General features: G+C 58.7%; 13 protein-coding genes. 10 read left to right on the top strand and 3 right to left on the bottom strand.

Translation table 11 applies throughout. The features are described 5' to 3' along the window. The first annotated feature begins 2 nt into the window (after nt 1–2). Nucleotides 3–1,334 (top strand): guanine deaminase, encoded by a 1,332-nt coding sequence (guaD, locus tag GGR25_RS18145; protein WP_183400218.1) that lies wholly within the window; start codon nt 3–5, stop codon nt 1,332–1,334. Here guaD and GGR25_RS18140 read toward each other — a convergent pair. After that, nucleotides 1,322–2,728, bottom strand: a complete 1,407-nt coding sequence (locus GGR25_RS18140) for a glycoside hydrolase family 1 protein (RefSeq protein ID WP_183400217.1) — start codon at nt 2,726–2,728, stop codon at nt 1,322–1,324. The genes guaD and GGR25_RS18140 overlap by 13 nt on opposite strands. Nucleotides 2,729–2,933: 205 nt before the next feature. Between GGR25_RS18140 and GGR25_RS18135 the strand changes: the two genes are divergently transcribed. From GGR25_RS18135 to GGR25_RS25115, 6 genes are all read left to right on the top strand, one after another. Further along, entirely contained in the window at nt 2,934–3,884 is a 951-nt protein-coding gene (locus GGR25_RS18135) for a ring-cleaving dioxygenase (protein ID WP_183400216.1), read from the top strand. Between the two features lie 67 nt (nt 3,885–3,951). Continuing rightward, nucleotides 3,952–4,611, top strand: a complete 660-nt coding sequence (locus tag GGR25_RS18130) for an alpha/beta hydrolase (protein ID WP_183400215.1) — start codon at nt 3,952–3,954, stop codon at nt 4,609–4,611. Nucleotides 4,612–4,723: 112 nt separating this feature from the next. Beyond that, the gene (locus GGR25_RS18125; RefSeq protein WP_183400214.1) at nt 4,724–4,909 is read left to right on the top strand and encodes a 2-hydroxymuconate tautomerase; all 186 of its coding nucleotides are present in this window, start codon (nt 4,724–4,726) and stop codon (nt 4,907–4,909) included. Nucleotides 4,910–5,613: 704 nt separating this feature from the next. Further along, nucleotides 5,614–6,591, top strand: coding sequence for a tyrosine-type recombinase/integrase (locus GGR25_RS18120; RefSeq protein ID WP_183400213.1), 978 nt, complete (start codon nt 5,614–5,616; stop codon nt 6,589–6,591). Between the two features lie 566 nt (nt 6,592–7,157). Further along, nucleotides 7,158–7,526, top strand: a complete 369-nt coding sequence (locus GGR25_RS18115; protein ID WP_183400212.1) for a helix-turn-helix domain-containing protein — start codon at nt 7,158–7,160, stop codon at nt 7,524–7,526. An 873-nt stretch (nt 7,527–8,399) separates the two neighbouring features. Next, on the top strand, nt 8,400–8,516 hold the full coding sequence (locus GGR25_RS25115) for a putative quorum-sensing-regulated virulence factor (protein WP_183400211.1): 117 nt from the start codon (nt 8,400–8,402) through the stop codon (nt 8,514–8,516). A 1,041-nt stretch (nt 8,517–9,557) separates the two neighbouring features. On the opposite strand, the gene GGR25_RS18105 is transcribed toward GGR25_RS25115, so the two are convergent. Further along, the gene (locus GGR25_RS18105) at nt 9,558–9,914 is read right to left on the bottom strand and encodes a hypothetical protein (RefSeq protein ID WP_183400210.1); all 357 of its coding nucleotides are present in this window, start codon (nt 9,912–9,914) and stop codon (nt 9,558–9,560) included. Nucleotides 9,915–9,972: 58 nt separating this feature from the next. Continuing rightward, complete coding sequence (locus tag GGR25_RS18100; RefSeq protein WP_183400209.1) at nt 9,973–10,542, bottom strand: recombinase family protein; 570 nt, start codon at nt 10,540–10,542, stop codon at nt 9,973–9,975. A gap of 230 nt (nt 10,543–10,772) precedes the next feature. On the opposite strand from GGR25_RS18100, the gene GGR25_RS18095 reads away from it, so the two are divergent. The 3 genes from GGR25_RS18095 to GGR25_RS18085 all read left to right on the top strand — a co-directional run bounded on the left by GGR25_RS18095 (nt 10,773) and on the right by GGR25_RS18085 (nt 15,493). Continuing rightward, the gene (locus tag GGR25_RS18095; RefSeq protein ID WP_183400208.1) at nt 10,773–11,735 is read left to right on the top strand and encodes a DUF2971 domain-containing protein; all 963 of its coding nucleotides are present in this window, start codon (nt 10,773–10,775) and stop codon (nt 11,733–11,735) included. 147 nt (nt 11,736–11,882) lie between these two features. Further along, the gene (locus GGR25_RS25055) at nt 11,883–12,884 is read left to right on the top strand and encodes a type I restriction-modification system subunit M (RefSeq protein ID WP_343068109.1); all 1,002 of its coding nucleotides are present in this window, start codon (nt 11,883–11,885) and stop codon (nt 12,882–12,884) included. Continuing rightward, the gene (locus GGR25_RS18085) at nt 12,830–15,493 is read left to right on the top strand and encodes a DEAD/DEAH box helicase family protein (protein ID WP_183400207.1); all 2,664 of its coding nucleotides are present in this window, start codon (nt 12,830–12,832) and stop codon (nt 15,491–15,493) included. The genes GGR25_RS25055 and GGR25_RS18085 overlap by 55 nt, the downstream gene beginning before the upstream one ends. The last annotated feature ends 187 nt before the right edge of the window (nt 15,494–15,680 follow it).

The following is a 15,680-nucleotide window of genomic DNA, read 5'->3' as shown; positions in this document are numbered from 1 at the left end:
CCATGCGACGTGCCATCCGGGGATCCGTCCTCTCCTTCCGGGGCGATCCCTTCCAGCTGCCGCTCGACGAGGCGGTGCTGCATCTCCAGGACGCCGTCGTGCTCATCGAGGACGGCCGGATCGTTTCGGTGGAGCCGGCCGAGCGCGCGCTCGCCGAACTGCCGCCGGGCACGCCCGTCGATCACTATCCCGAAGGCCTGATCTCCGCCGGCTTCATCGACGCCCATGTCCATTATCCGCAGATGCAGATGATCGGCGCCTACGGCGACGAGCTGCTCGCCTGGCTGGAGCGCTACACCTTCGTCGCCGAGCAGGATTTCGCCGACGAGGCCCATGCCCGCGACGTGGCGGGGCGCTTCCTGCGCGAGCTGCTGCGCGCCGGGACGACGACGGCCGCCGTGTATTGCACCGTGCATCCGGGCTCGGTCGAGGCGTTCTTCGCCGAATCCGAGCGCTTCAACACGCGCATGATCGCCGGCAAGGTGCTGATGGACCGCAACGCGCCGGAAGCGCTGCGCGACACCGCCGAGACCGGCTATGAGCAATCCAGGGCGCTGATCGAGCGCTGGCACGGCCGCGGGCGGCAGCTCTATTGCGTGACGCCGCGCTTCGCCCCCTCCTCCACGCAGGCGCAGCTCGAAGCCGCCGCGCGGCTCTGGCGCGAGCACCCCGGCACCTATGTCCAGACGCATCTGTGCGAGAACCGGGGCGAGATCGAGTGGGTGCACGAGCTGTTCCCGGAGCGCTCCTCCTATCTCGATGTCTACGACCATGCCGGGCTGACCGGCCCGCGCGCGATCTTCGGCCATGCCGTGCATATGGACGAGACCGACTTCGCCTGCTGCCACCGGACGGGGTCGGCGCTCGCCCATTGCCCGACATCCAATCTCTTCCTTGGCAGCGGCCTTTTTCGCCTGTTCGAGGCGCGTCGCGCCGATCGGCCCGTTCATGTCGCGCTCGGCACGGATCTCGGCGCCGGCACGGCCTTTTCGCAATTGCAGACGATGAACGAGGCCTACAAGGTCGCCAAGCTCGGCGGCACCACGCTGACGCCGGCGCAGGCCTTCTGGCTGGCGACGCGCGGGGCGGCGGAGGCGCTGCACCTCGCGGACCGCGTCGGCGCGGTCGAGCCGGGCCTCGAGGCCGATCTCATCGTGCTCGACCCCAAGGCGACGCCGCTGCTCGCCTTCCGCACCGCCTATTGCCGCGACCTGCCGGAACTGCTCTCAGTGCTCCTGACGCTCGGCGACGACCGCGCCATCCGCGCAACCTATGTCGCTGGCGAAGCCGTCTACGACCGCGAGCGGGAGGAGCCGTTCCGCTATCCGGCCTGAGGCCCCACCCCGCGCGCGATAATCTCCCGATAGGTCTCGAAGCTCTGCTTCTTCGTGCGCTTCAGCGTGTCGAAATCGACATGCACCATGCCGAAGCGGCGGCTGTAACCCTGCAGCCATTCGAAATTGTCGAAGAGGCTCCAGATCATGTAGCCGCGGAGGTCCGCGCCATTCGCCTTCGCCTCGAGCGCCGCCGTGATGTGGCGGGCGACATAATCGGCGCGGCGCGGGTCCTTCACCGTGCCGTCGGCCATCACCTCGTCGCTCGGCCCGAAACCGGCGCCGTTTTCCGTGATGTAGACGGGCGGATTGCCATAGTCGTCGCGGATGCGCTCCAGCAGGACCTTGAGATAGTCCGGCCGCACCGGGCCGTTGAAGGCCTGGGGCGCCGGATCGGGGTTATAGGCGCCCCAGCGGAAGCCGAGCGGCGCCGCCGCATCGCGCCGCACGAAGGCCGGCGCGTAGAAATTGACACCGAGGAAATCGTGACGGTTCGCGGCGAGGCGCGGGAAATCCTCGACCACGGCCGCGAAGGCGGGATCGCGGCGCGCAAATTCGGCGACGACCTCGTCCGGATAGCGCCCGTTGAACATCGCATCGAGGCACCAGCGATTGATCACCGCATCGGCGAGCGACGCCGCCGCGATGTCCTCCCCCTCCCCCGGCCGTTCGGGCAGGGTCGGCATCAGCGGCAGCGACAGGCCGACCTCGCCCTTGAAGCCGGCGGCGCGAAAATCGCCCACCGTCTCGGCGCTCGCCAGCATCCAGTGATGCATCGCCATCGCCTGGCGCGTCCATTGCGCATCCGTGATGGCGCCGGGATTGCCGATGCTCTCCTTGGCGATCTCGACCAGGGGCTCGATCAGGAAGAGGTTGATGAACGGCTCGTTAAGGGTGACGAAGGTCTCGACCCGGTCTGCCAGGCGATCGCGCACCAGCGCGGCATAGTCGCGGAACCAGCCGACGGATTCGCGATTGCGCCAGCCGCCGCGATCCTCCAGCGCCTGCGGCATGTCCCAGTGGAACAGCGTCGCGACCGGACGGATGCCCGCGGCGAGGAGATCGTCGACGAAGCGGCTGTAATGGTCCAGCCCGGCCTGCAGCACCCGCCCCGTGCCATCAGGGAGGATCCGCGTCCAGGCGAGCGAGAAGCGATAGGCGTTGATGCCGAGCTCCTGCATCAGGGCGATATCGGCGAGATATTGCGTGCGATCGAAGGCGTTGATCGCCACGTTGCCCGTCTCCTGACGGCCCGCGCCCGCCTCGGTGACGTGATAAACGTTCGTGTAGACGTCCCAGTTCGAAAGACCCTTGCCGGCCGCCTGCCAGGCGCCCTCGACCTGATAGGCCGCGCTCGCCGCGCCCCAGAGGAACTGCCGCTCCCGATCCGCCATCTCGCTCTCCCGCTTCTCTCCACCGCCCCTGCCTGACGGGGCCGCATCATCGCGGCGAAACCGGGGCATCGCCTTGCGCGAACGCAACAATCGCGCGGGACTGTTCACCAATCAGAGACAATTTTGTTCCGCAAGGGTCGATTGTGTTTAACCCTCCGCACGACGATCTTCAGCTCCGACAATGAACACAGACGGAGTGACCCCCATGGACCTCTCGCTCGGCGGCTTTCATCATCTGACGGCCATCACGGCCAATGCTTCGGGAAATCTCGATTTCTACACGCGCGTTCTCGGCCTGCGCCTCGTCAAGAAGACGGTGAACCAGGACGATACCACCGCCTATCACCTCTTCTACGGCGACGGCGACGCGACGCCCGGCTCCGACATCACCTTCTTCGACTGGCCGGTCGGCCCCGCGCGCCGTGGCACGCATTCGGTCGTGCGCACCGGCTTCCGCGTCGATGGCGAGAGCCTCGGCTGGTGGCGCGACCATCTGCGCGCCGCCGGCGTCAAGGCCGGTGACGTCGTCGAGGTCGGCGGCCGCCCCACCCTCGCCTTCGAGGATCCGGAAGGCCAGCGCCTGTCGCTCGTCGCCAATGGCGCCCCGGCCGATGCCCATCCCTGGGCGAAGAGCACGGTTCCGGCGGAGCACCAGATCCTCGGCCTCGGCCCGATAACCATGAGCGTGCCGAAGCTGGAGCCGACCGAGACGGTGCTGACGCGCGTCATGAACATGAAGAAGATCGCGGAATATCCCGTGAACGCGATCTCGACCAACCAGGTGCATGTCTTCGAGATGGGCCCCGGCGGCCCGGCGGCGGAGCTGCATGTCGCGGTCGAGCCGGACATGCCCGTCGCCCGCGAGGGTGCCGGCGCCGTCCACCACGTCGCCTTCCGCACGCCGGACTATGAGGGCCTCGCGGCCTGGACCGAGCGTGTCCGCGGCTTCCGCATCCCCTCCAGCGGCGAGGTCGAGCGCTTCTATTTCCGCTCGCTCTATTTCCGCGAGCCGGGCGGCGTGCTGTTCGAGATCGCGACCGACATCCCCGGCTTCACGGCCGACGAGCCGCTCGCCACACTCGGCGAGAAGCTCTCGCTGCCGCCCTTCCTCGAGGGACGCCGCGGCTCGATCGAAGCCAATCTGAAGCCGCTCTAGGCGGCAGCGCCGATCAATGGGCCGGCGGCCACGCGCCGCCGGCCTCGCCATCCGAGGAGACAGAAAGATGACCCTTCAGACGACGCGCGGGCCCGCCCCGCATGGCGGCCGTCCCGTCCTCGCCGCCGGCGCGCCGGCGGCCGAGGCGGGGGGCGCCATGATCCTGCTGCATGGCCGCGGCGGCAGCGCCGACGACATACTCTCGCTCGCCTCCTATTTCGGCCGCGACGACATCACCTATCTCGCGCCCGAGGCCGCCGGCCATGTCTGGTATCCCGAGCGCTTCATGCAGCCGCGCCGGCTGAACGAGCCCTATCTCTCCGCCGCGCTCGCCAATGTCGCCGCGCTCGCCGACGACCTGAACGCGGCCGGCATCCCAGACGACAGGATCGTGCTGCTCGGCTTCTCGCAGGGCGCGTGCCTCGCGCTCGAAAGCGCGATCCGCCGCCCGCGCCGCTATGGCGGCGTCGTTGCGCTGTCGGGCGGACTGATCGGCGCCGACGACGAGGTCGCCGAAGCCGCCCCTGCGCTAGCCGGCACGCCGGCCCTCTTCGGCTGCGCCGAGATGGACGCGCATATCCCGCTAGCCCGCGTCGAACTCTCCGCTGCGCGATTCGCCGCCTCCGGCGCGGAGGTGACCAAGCGCATCTATCGCGGCTCGGGCCATGGCGTGAACGACGACGAAATCGGCCTCATCCGCACGCTGCTCACCGGCCTCGCCGCCTGAGGCCGAACGGAACTCCAGCCGCGAGCCACACGGAAGTCGCGGCGCGGCTTGACGCGAGCCGCCGCGCCGCTACTCCTTTCCTCCCGCCGACGCGGAGGCAAGAGGAGGAACAATGCCCGAAGTTATCGTCTATGCCGTGGAAGGCCGCTCGATCGAGCAGAAGCGCGCCCTGGTCAAAGACATCACCGACGCGGTGGTGAAGAATTTCGGCGCCGCGCCGGAAGCCGTGACGATCCAGATCGTCGAGGCCCCCCGCACCGACAAGGCCAAGGGCGGCGTCCTGTTCTCGGACCGTTAGGGCTTTCTCGAGCGAAGCGGACGCCGGTTCGCGTCAAGAAGACGCGATCCAACAAAGAGATCAAGCCGATCAGCGCTCGGCTGAGCGAAGCGCGCACGGCGATCGATCTCCTGCAATGGCCGGGCGTGACCCGGCCATCCAGCCTTTCTCTCGCCGGTCCTCCCCGACGCGCAGCCAGCTCCGCATGGATGCGCCATGACCGGCCATGAGAGGGACGCGGCTCGCAGCTCGACACCTGTCCGTCGCCAGGAGGCGGTGCGAAGGCCACCGGTTCCGGGAACTGGGGCAGGCGTGTGACTCACCTCGATTTGGCCGAGGCGGGGCGAAACCGACCGTTCTCGAGGCGCGCGACGGACGGACAGCCCGGCGGTTCACGCGCTGGATCGCCAAACCCGGCGCCGGCCTGATCCGGCGATGACGGGAAGACGGCGGCGCCATCCCCAGCCGCCGCAAAAGAGCCGTGCCGAAGGACTTGTCTTCCGCGCCGCACCCATGTATCACCCGCTTCGCGCCCGAGAGCGCCACCGCGGAGAGGTGGCAGAGTGGTCGATTGCACCGCACTCGAAATGCAATCTACCTCACGTCATAGAGATGCTGAGCAGTTAACGTAAGCTACTGCTTTGTCTAGCGAATCTCTCGTGAAATCTCATCGATAGTCCCATCGTCAATCGGCTCGGCACACATCGGGCACAGATTGATTTGCTATGGCTACTATCCGAAAGCGTGGAACCAAATGGCACGCTCAGATCCGCAAGGCGGGCTATCCAAGCCTAACGAAGTCGTTCGGCTCCAAAGTCGCAGCGGTTGAATGGTCGAGGGAACGGGAACGAGAAATTGATCGCCGGGAAGTTGATCCCGGAGCGGGCCGCCTCGGGAACATGACCGTCGGCAACCTGCTCGACCGATACGAACAGACGATCACTTGCACTAAGCGAAGCGGCGATCGAGAGCGCTATAAGCTCGCCGTTCTGAGACGCCATGCCCTCGCACGGACCAAACTGTCTAAGGTCACAAGCGCCTCTGTCGCCGCCTATCGCAACGAAAGATTGACGCAAGTCAAGACGGGCACCGTCCGAAGAGAGCTGGCACTACTAAGCCATTGCTTCGAAGTCGCACGAAACGAATGGGGCGTCCCATTGGGCAGGAATCCGTTGGCCGGTGTAAAAAAGCCGCCTGCCGGACGTGCGAGACAGCGCCGACTCGAGCTGTCGGATATCGAGGCTATCAATGACGCAATCGGACATAGCCCACCGTATTTGCGTCCACTCGTCGAAATAGCCATAGAAACCGGAATGCGGCGAGGCGAACTGCTGGCGCTCCGGTGGGATCATGTCGATTTCGAGAGAGGCGTCGCCCGTTTGCCTATCACGAAAAATGGGGATCGACGTGACGTCCCGCTTAGCTCCCGAGCTAAGTGTATTTTACGCCAGTTGGATCGCTCTGCCAGCTACGTGTTTCCGATAAAGGCTGGCACAGTCGGCCGTGCTTGGGAGCGCATGACCCGCCGAGCCGCTCTGTCTGATTTGAGGTTTCATAACCTGCGCCATGAGGCTATCAGCCGCTTCTTTGAGCAAGGGTTATCCGTCCCCGAGGTCGCCCTGATCAGCGGTCATAAGGACCTTCGAATGCTCTTCAGATACACTCATATTCGCCCAGAAGAGGTCTCAAAGAAGTTGCTATAGTTCCGCTTCCAATATATAAAGTTTTTAGTGCGCTAAATTTTGTCTTCGAGCGCACCAATTTATGCTATATTTGATATATATTCATATATAATATTGCTTGTTCCTGAACAGATACAGAAGGACATAAACGGGGAACCATAGTCCGCCGGTTATCAGGCATATAATAATGTGCAGGACGTGCGGAAACCGACGCAAGGGCGCCGCATATCCGCCGGCGGCTCCACCTCCCCCACCGGCATTCATATAGACGGGCGGAGGGGCTGTTCGCTGATTCTTCAGCAGCTCCATCTCCCGCATTTGTGGATCAAGGATCTCTCCGCAATGCCGGCATTTCTTTGCCTTGGGCGAAATCTCGCCCGAGCAATACGGGCATTCGACAGTACCAGACGATGCCGTGCTCATAGTCCCCCTCGCCAGTCGAAACGCTGCGGCTGACTTGCCGTCAACGGGTTCCCATCCGTCCGGACGAACCACAACTGGATTACCGTCCATATATACCACTTTCAAGAGAAAACTGGTATGTCTGGATATACTCAGTGCTCTCGCTTTGTCCCCATAGATGGAGAATGAGCCCGAGAGAACGAGCACGCATTGCCGCCGAACAGTTGCCGGACCGCCTAAAGGCGGCCCGATCCATGGCCGGCCTTACGCAGGATGAAGTCGTGGCGAAGGCTGACATCTCGTCCGTGACGCTCAGTAAGCTTGAAACGGGCGTGAACCGGCCGAATTTCGAGATTATGATCGCCCTAGCCTATGCGTTGGATGCCTCGCCTAACTTTCTCGCCGGTTGGGATGCACAGCCAAATCCGAGCCAGCCGTCCGACCGCCGCCGCTTGCTCATACGGCTCAACGCAGTCGCCAACCAGCTTCCCGACGAATGGATCGACATGCTAATTTCGATCGCAGAGAAAGCCGCTTCCCAGCAGAATCTGTAGATTCCAGGGTCACGCCTAACTGTCTAAGTGCCCGAGCATTCTATGTTTGATGGGAGGCACAACGGGAAGAAAGACAATAAGAAGATGCTGGAAACGAATTCGAGCTAATTCTGGCCTGCCTTAGTCGAATTGGTCGAAGCGGAGGAGGTCCACGAATTGCATCAATCGTGGCACCGCTGACATGCCGCTCAGGACGGCTCGCTGTCGGCACTGCGTGAATGCCCCATCGGGAACAATACCGTCGGCGCAGCGGCGAGCCACAATGCACAGAGCACGATAACCTAACCGTCTTCCGAGAGCCAAAATCTCTACGGGAGAGCAATCTGCTTCCTGTCAATTATCGAGAAGCCATCTTCAAATAACCTTAGTTCAATTTATACTATTATTTTCATACAGAATGAATATTGCGCCAGTTAATACGCATATTACCACCGTATTTATATATTAAAATAGCGATACATTATATAATAAATCTATATAACCGTGATATCATCTATTATGACTGAACTTTATATTACATAGATTTCAACAAACAAACCAATCATAGCCACAACACACTTGATTTTACTTCGTTTCTGTGCTATAAGTGAGTCATAATTGAAATATTTAGAACATACAAATAATTCATTCATAGACACTGAGGACCGAAAGGTCCGAAGGCGAGCCGGAGGATCGCTTCATTGAATTAAATATAAATCATTATGAAGATCTTTTAACAAACATTAATTTAGAAAACCCGAATACGGAATCATATCGATAATAAACATTATGATACTAGACAATTTTTCCAAATAAAATGTAACCTCGTTCTCTTCGAGAACACGAATTCACTTCGTTCATTCGAACGTACTTTTCTATCTTATCATAATTAAAATGACAAAATCTAGCACAATCAGCAAATGCCCTTTTGGTCGTTACAAGGGAAAAAATTGGTCCGACATTCCTACAGATTATATATTATGGATATTATCACAATATAATAGTTTTTGACCAGATATTCTTTATCACGCTCAACGAGCACTACATATTCGTATGGATACAGACTTCAGCCTATCAATATGCGAAGTCGGAAAAAAATACAGACAAAAGAAATGGATTGATATCCCTCAAAATTACCTAATGTGGATAATAGATAATAAGACTCTATTTAATCTAAAAATCCGACGCATATCGATTTATTACTTGAATATATCGACTATAAGAAATGTCATCGAATCGGCAGACACCCCCAAACCTAAGCGGGTTGTCGAATTCCCCCCCGATCTGCGAGGATACAGCCAAAATCGATTTGGCGGGCACCGAACGCAAAGACTTAGAACGTTCGGCGGTAATTTCGGCGGAGCTATCACAGGTCGTACCCTGTCAGAGGCTGAGAAGCTGCGCTGGGCGACGGATAACGGTTATCGTCTATCTCGAAAACGTCGATGACGTCGCATCAAATCCAAAAATTGGAATACATTAACACTATATTAATCACGATCGATATCAGGTTATGATATCATGCTGTAATATAACATAACAGTTGAAACAATAAAATATTCGATCAGCAATGAAGATGAGATAGACAGCGGCGGGACGCTGCAGCCAGACTCCTGAAATCCGGGTTTACGTCGGCCTCGGCACGTGCCATGCCCTTGGCGGCCACGGTCCAAAACAGTGGGCTCTAGTCGACGGAGGACGGCTGAACTCGGTGTTCAATGTCGAGCGAAGGCCAGAACGCTCTGCTCAGCTAGCTGTTGGGCCATACCGCATTCATGTGATGGAGAGCTTCATTTCTCATATGTTGTCTCTCCCGTCGGACTAAGGACTTCAATGTCCTCTCGTGCGAGAGCGCCATCAAACTCGACCTGGCAATGTGTGTAGAAACCCCAATGGCCAAAGAAGCCTTGCGGCCGCTTCCCAAGGGGCCGCTTTGCCTCTTCCTTTGTGACGAATTCGGACAATCGTCGACGATAATCGTCTTGTGTTAAGGTGTTCATGGTCCTCCTCAACGGGGCGAGCGAGCCCCGCATACCATTGGCTATGTCTGATTCAAGAGCCAGCGCTTCGATAGAAATAGAACGCTTCTTGCTCCTCAACCATGGAATATTGTCCATGTAGGCTCCTGCCCAGCCGATGTGCCATCCAACGATAGATCGGCTCCTTGCGATCGGTAGAGGGTTCGATCCGAAATCCGAACGGCCGCTGGCTAAAGACCCAATCGATAAGGATCGCCTTCACTGAACGGAATAACGGGATCGCCGAGCGGAGGAAGTCGCCATCCTCGATCGAGACGACATCCTCATCATCAAACCAGAAGTGTGGATTGTAGCGGCGCTTCCTCGTGCCGCCCGAAACAATCCGAAAGGTGACGGCGGAGCCGGGTGCGGCCTCAAACAGATAGACCATGCCATCGACGGCGAACCGCCGCTGAATGCAGCCGGCTCTTCTCCGTTGATTCACGCCCTCACGCCCTCGCTTGGTCCTTTGCTGCCGGCAGATACCGATACAGGGTTGGCTGGGACACGCCGAGCCGATCGGCGACCTCCTTCACGGTAATAGCCGGATCGGCCAATAGCGCTCTCGCTGCGGCAAGATCGGCTTCCGAGAGAGCCCGAGGCCGTCCGCCAACCTTCCCCGCCTCCTTGGCCGCCTTAAGACCCGCCATGGTCCGTTCCTTGATCAACGACCGTTCCCATTCGGCGAGCGCTCCAAAGACATGGAAGATGAGTTTCCCGCCGGGGGTCCCGGTCTCAAGATTCTCCGTGATAGATCGGAATTCGACACCCCGTTCGTTCAAAGCCTCGACCGTATCAATCAGCTGCCGCAGCGAACGGCCAAGCCGGTCCAGCTTCCAGACAATCAGCGTGTCGCCAGAGCGGAGGAACGCCAGCGCCTTGGCGAGTTCAGGGCGATCCCGCTGTGCGCCCGATGCCGTCTCGACAAAGATTCGTTCAGCGCCTTCCCGCTCCAGCGCCTGCTGTTGAAGGCCCAAGGACTGATCCGCCGTTGAAACACGTGCATAGCCGATCTTCAAAGGAGCCGCCCTCTCGAAACCCGTCCACTGTCACGTTTCGAGAGTACTAATTTCGAGAGACTGTTTCAAGAATTTTGGACACGGCCTTTCGGCTAGTTTTCCGTGCCGGCGGGGCTGATCTCAAATACCTTCGTTTTTGCAAATGCCTGATCGCCGTCGCTACCCTGATCGAGGGGTAGGGCCTACGATGACAGCTGACTCTAAAATGAAGACCCAAAGGCTGGCTGAGCATGGACGATAAAACCAAAGACCCAAAAGAACTTTTCCACTACACAAGCATCCGAGGATTGTTAGGAATTGTTGAATCTAACAATATTCATGCTTCTCATATAGAATTCATGAATGACCGTAAGGAACTTATATATGCCGATGAAATAATACGACCTATGATGTCGCAAGAATTCGAAAGACGATTTGTTGAATTACAAAACGCCAGTTTAATGACGAATAATTTCGAAATGAAGGACCTGTGCGATAAAGAGACCAGCAATCTCCTATCATCGATCAGGCTAGTCTCGAATCGGCTCAGTCCACTTTTCGTTACGTCATTCTGTCGAGCAGAGACGCAACACAGCGCAGAACATGGACTTCTTAGCCAATGGAGGAGCTATGGCGACGGCGGGGTGGCTATAGTCTTTGACACCAAAAAGCTAAAAAAGATGTGGCGTCGACAAGGGCAGAATTATAAGACATCGGGATCAATGTTTGGTGACGTAGTATATGGGACAACGGACAGTCAATATTCCGAGATCGCTTCTTCTCTCGATATGTTTCGTAAAGCTGTTCCAACGATGATAGAAACAATGATTGAATCATTGTCCGGAAAGAAAGTATCGTTTGAAGGAGATAAGACTTCAATTGATAATCTATTCATGCCCTATGTGACCGTAAAACCTGTATTGAAACATCCTTCATTTCATGAAGAACGAGAATTTCGTATGGTTTTTGGAATCCCAAGGAACGGTTTTTCTACTAAGAAACTTCCAGACAAAAAAATTCAATTCAAGGTTCGGGATAACTACCTACTACCCTACATTGCGATCGATCCATTTGACGGGAAGCAGTTGCCGATCGCAAGAGTGATCGTTGGGCCATCGTCGGAGCCTGATCGCAGGAAGGCGAGTATCGAGATGCTATTGAGCGAAAAAGGCTACTCCGTCCCAGTTTCATTGTCGGAAATTCCGCTGTCGTAGAGGATAATCAGCCCGGCGCCGCCGGCTTAAGCCGAATGGTTCGCTGATCTTACGTCGGACATCCGATCAGCTGCGCCCGGACTTGCCATCCCCGGTTGCCTTCTGGCCATATGAGCCGAATCAAGAGCGATCGGGAGCCTCGCCGCCGTGAACCACCAGACCCTTTCGTCCTTCATTTGGTCCGTCGCCGACCTGCTCCGGGGTGACTACAAGCAATCGGAATATGGCAAAGTCATCCTGCCGTTCACCGTGCTTCGTCGCCTCGATTGCGTCCTTGAGTCGACCAAGGTTGCCGTGCTCTCCGAGTTCGAGGCCAAGTCGAAGGCCGGGCTCAATCCCGAGCCGTTCATGCTCCGGGTCGCCGGGCAGAGCTTCTACAACACGTCGCCGATGGATATGCGCCGCCTGATGGGTGATCAGGACCATATCCGGGAGAACCTGTTCGCCTACATCCAAGCGTTCTCGCTGGCTGTCCGGGACATTTTCGAGCGCTTCGAGTTCTATGCCCAGATCGAGCGTCTGGCGAAAGCCAAGCTGCTCTATCAGGTGACTGAGAAATTCGCCGGGATCGATCTGCATCCCGAGAAGGTCGACAACAGCCAAATGGGGCTGGCCTTCGAGGAACTGATCCGGAAGTTCGCCGAAATCTCCAATGAGACGGCCGGCGAGCACTTCACGCCCCGTGAGGTCATCCGGCTCATGGTCAATCTGCTGTTCGTCGAGGATGACGACATCCTGACCAAGCCGGGCGTGGTTCGCACGATCTATGATCCGACGGCTGGGACCGGCGGCATGCTGTCGGTCGCTGGCGAGCATCTGGAGGCGCTCAATCCGAACGCCCGCCTGACCATGTTCGGTCAGGAACTAAACGACGAATCCTATGCCATCTGCAAAGCCGACATGCTCATCAAGGGGCAGGATGTCGGCAACATCATCGTCGGCAACACGCTCTCCGATGATGGCCATGCCTATCGCAAGTTCGACTACATGCTCTCCAATCCGCCCTACGGCGTCGAATGGAAGAAGGTCGAGAAGGAAGTCCGGAAAGAGCATGAAAGCCAAGGCTTCAATGGCCGGTTCGGTCCGGGCTTCCCGTGGCGACGGCCGAGCTCAAGACGGACTTCACCCAGAGCGTTACGGACGCCATAGACCAGTATCGCTTCGATCGGCACCCGACGCCCAAGGGGCAGGCTCCAGAGCCGCTGTTGGGCTTCCCAAGCGGCGCATTGGTGCATTTCGCCGTCAGCAATACCGAAGTCCACATGGCGACCGAGCTACTCGGTCCGGCGACCCGCTTTCTGCCCTTCAATAAGGGCAATCATGGCGGCAAGGGCAATCCGCTGAACCCGGATGGGCACCGCACGGCCTACCTTTGGGAAGAGGTCTGGGAACGGGAAAGCTGGCTCGAAATTCTCGGCCGCTATCTCGTCACCCAGCGCAACGACAAGAAGCAGATCAAGAGCGTCATCTTCCCCCGCTACCACCAGCTCGACGCCACAAGGAAATTGCAGGCTGCCATTCTGGAGGAAGGCGCTGGCGGCAAGTTCCTGATCCAGCATTCGGCTGGCTCCGGCAAAACGAACTCGATCGCATGGTCCGCCCATTTCCTCGCCGACCTGCACGACGCCAACCATGGCAAGCTGTATTCGACCGTGATCGTCGTTTCCGATCGGAACGTCATCGATTCCCAGCTTCAGGAAGCCCTGTTCGATTTCCAGCGGACGACCGGCGTCGTCGCCACAATCAAGAGCGAAGGCGAGAGCAAGAGTGGCAAGCTCGCCGAGGCTCTATCGCAGGGCAAGAAGATCATCGTTTGCACGATTCAGACGTTCCCCTTCGCCTTGAAGGCCGTCAGGGAATTGGCGGCAACGGAGGGCAAGACCTTCGCCGTCATTGCCGACGAAGCCCATTCCTCACAGGCTGGCGAGACGGCTGCAAAGCTGAAACAGGTCCTGTCACCGGAGGAACTGATTGACCTCAACGACGGCGGCGAGGTCAGCGCCGAAGACATCTTGGCCGCTCAGATGTCGGCTCGGGCGAGCGACAAGGGCATCACCTTCGTCGCCTTCACCGCCACCCCGAAGGCGAAGACCCTCCAGCTGTTCGGTCGAGTGCCGAGACCTGCCGAACCAGCCGGGCCGAACAACCTCCCGGCCCCGTTCCACGTCTATTCGATGCGGCAGGCGATCGAGGAAGGATTCATCCTCGACGTCCTCAAGAACTACACGCCTTATCGACTCGCCTTCCGGCTTGCCCATGGCGGAAAGGACATCGACGACCGGGAGGTCGAACGGGACGCCGCTCTCAAGAGCATCATGAAATGGGTCCGGCTGCACCCATACAACATCAGCCAAAAGGTCGAGATCGTCGTCGAGCATTTCCGGGCGAATGTTGCGGGACTGCTGGACGGCAAAGCCAAGGCGATGGTCGTTCTTGGAAGCCGGGTCGAGGCGGTGCGCTGGCAGATCGCCATCGACAAATACATCAAATCCAAGGCCTATCAGATCGGCACCATGGTCGCCTTCTCGGGCGAGGTCGACGATCCGGAAAGTGGTCCCGACCCCTTCAGGGAGACGAGCAAGGGCCTCAATCCGGGCCTGAAGGGGCGAGATATCCGTGAAACCTTCAAGGGCGACGACTATCACCTTCTCCTTGTCGCCAACAAATTTCAGACGGGCTTTGATCAGCCGCTGTTGGCCGGGATGTATGTCGATCGACGTCTCGCCGGCATTCAGGCGGTCCAGACGCTGTCCCGTTTGAACCGAGCCCATCCCGGCAAGGACACGACCTACATCCTCGACTTCGTCAACAGTTCCGACGAAATCCTTGCAGCGTTCCGGACCTACTACGATACGGCCGAACTCGAGTCCGTCACCGATCCGAACCTCGTCTTCAATCTCCGGGCCAAGCTCGACGCTTCCGGCCACTATGACGAGTTCGAAGTCGATCAGGTCGCCAAGGTCGAACTGGACCCGAAGTCCAAACAGGGCGACTTAATTGCCGCCATCGAACCCGTCGCCGATCGGCTGCTGAAGAAGTTCAAACAGGCTCAGGACCGTTTGAAATCGGCGATCACGAACGGAGATGGCAAGGCCGAAGCGGCGGCCCAAGACGAGATCAACGCCTTGATCCTGTTCAAGGGCGACATGGGCGCCTTCGTGCGGCTCTACACGTTCCTTTCGCAGATATTCGACTACGGCAACACGGCGATCGAGAAGCGCTTCATCTTCTACAAGCGCCTCATCCCCCTGCTGGAATTCGGCCGGGAGCGAGAAGGCGTCGACGTCTCGCAACTGACCCTGACCCATCATGTTCTCCGGACCAAAGGCGCCCTGCCCTTGCCGCTCGGCGATGGGGAAAAGCCAAAGCTTGCCCCGGCGGATGAGGCTGGCTCCGGCGCCGTTCAGGAGAAGGAGAAGGCGCTGCTGAACGAGATCATTGCAAAGGTCAACGACCTGTTTGGAAGCGACACGACCGACGGCGATCAACTCGTCTACGTGAACAACGTCTTGAAAGGGAAGCTGCTAGAGTCCGAAGAACTGGTCGTTCAGGCTGCGAACAACAGCAAGGCGCAGTTTTCCAATTCGCCGACGCTGACCAACGAAATCATGAACGCCATCATCGACGCCCTCACGGCCAACCAGAGCCTGAGCAAGCAGGCGCTGGATTCGGCGAAAGTGAGGGAAGGGCTCAAGGACGTGCTACTCGGGCCGGGACGGCTTTATGAGGCGCTTAGGGAGCGGGCGGGATCAATTTAAACAGGCGTTCACACTTCCATTCTCGCCCAGAGAACCGTCATCTGGCACCGAAGTCTCTGGCACAATGTCGGCACACTCATTGATCAGAACGGCGCAAAACACGATACCCACAGCGACCCTTGCAGACCGTCCTACGATGGGCTAATAACCGCCCCGACCGCCGATTCAGCCTTGGTTCTTAAATGGT

The sequence above is a fragment of the Kaistia hirudinis genome (assembly GCF_014196455.1).
Lineage (GTDB): Bacteria > Pseudomonadota > Alphaproteobacteria > Rhizobiales > Kaistiaceae > Kaistia > Kaistia hirudinis.
Note: the sequence above shows the minus strand (reverse complement) of the source record. Positions and strands in the feature narration are given on the sequence as shown.

Coding starts and splice junctions, on each gene's coding strand:
- guaD (WP_183400218.1), top strand. CDS start 3: ATGCGACGTGCCATCCGGGGATCCGTCCTCTCCTTCCGGGGCGATCCC.
- GGR25_RS18140 (WP_183400217.1), bottom strand. CDS start 2,728: ATGGCGGATCGGGAGCGGCAGTTCCTCTGGGGCGCGGCGAGCGCGGCC.
- GGR25_RS18135 (WP_183400216.1), top strand. CDS start 2,934: ATGGACCTCTCGCTCGGCGGCTTTCATCATCTGACGGCCATCACGGCC.
- GGR25_RS18130 (WP_183400215.1), top strand. CDS start 3,952: ATGACCCTTCAGACGACGCGCGGGCCCGCCCCGCATGGCGGCCGTCCC.
- GGR25_RS18125 (WP_183400214.1), top strand. CDS start 4,724: ATGCCCGAAGTTATCGTCTATGCCGTGGAAGGCCGCTCGATCGAGCAG.
- GGR25_RS18120 (WP_183400213.1), top strand. CDS start 5,614: ATGGCTACTATCCGAAAGCGTGGAACCAAATGGCACGCTCAGATCCGC.
- GGR25_RS18115 (WP_183400212.1), top strand. CDS start 7,158: ATGAGCCCGAGAGAACGAGCACGCATTGCCGCCGAACAGTTGCCGGAC.
- GGR25_RS25115 (WP_183400211.1), top strand. CDS start 8,400: ATGACAAAATCTAGCACAATCAGCAAATGCCCTTTTGGTCGTTACAAG.
- GGR25_RS18105 (WP_183400210.1), bottom strand. CDS start 9,914: ATGGTCTATCTGTTTGAGGCCGCACCCGGCTCCGCCGTCACCTTTCGG.
- GGR25_RS18095 (WP_183400208.1), top strand. CDS start 10,773: ATGGACGATAAAACCAAAGACCCAAAAGAACTTTTCCACTACACAAGC.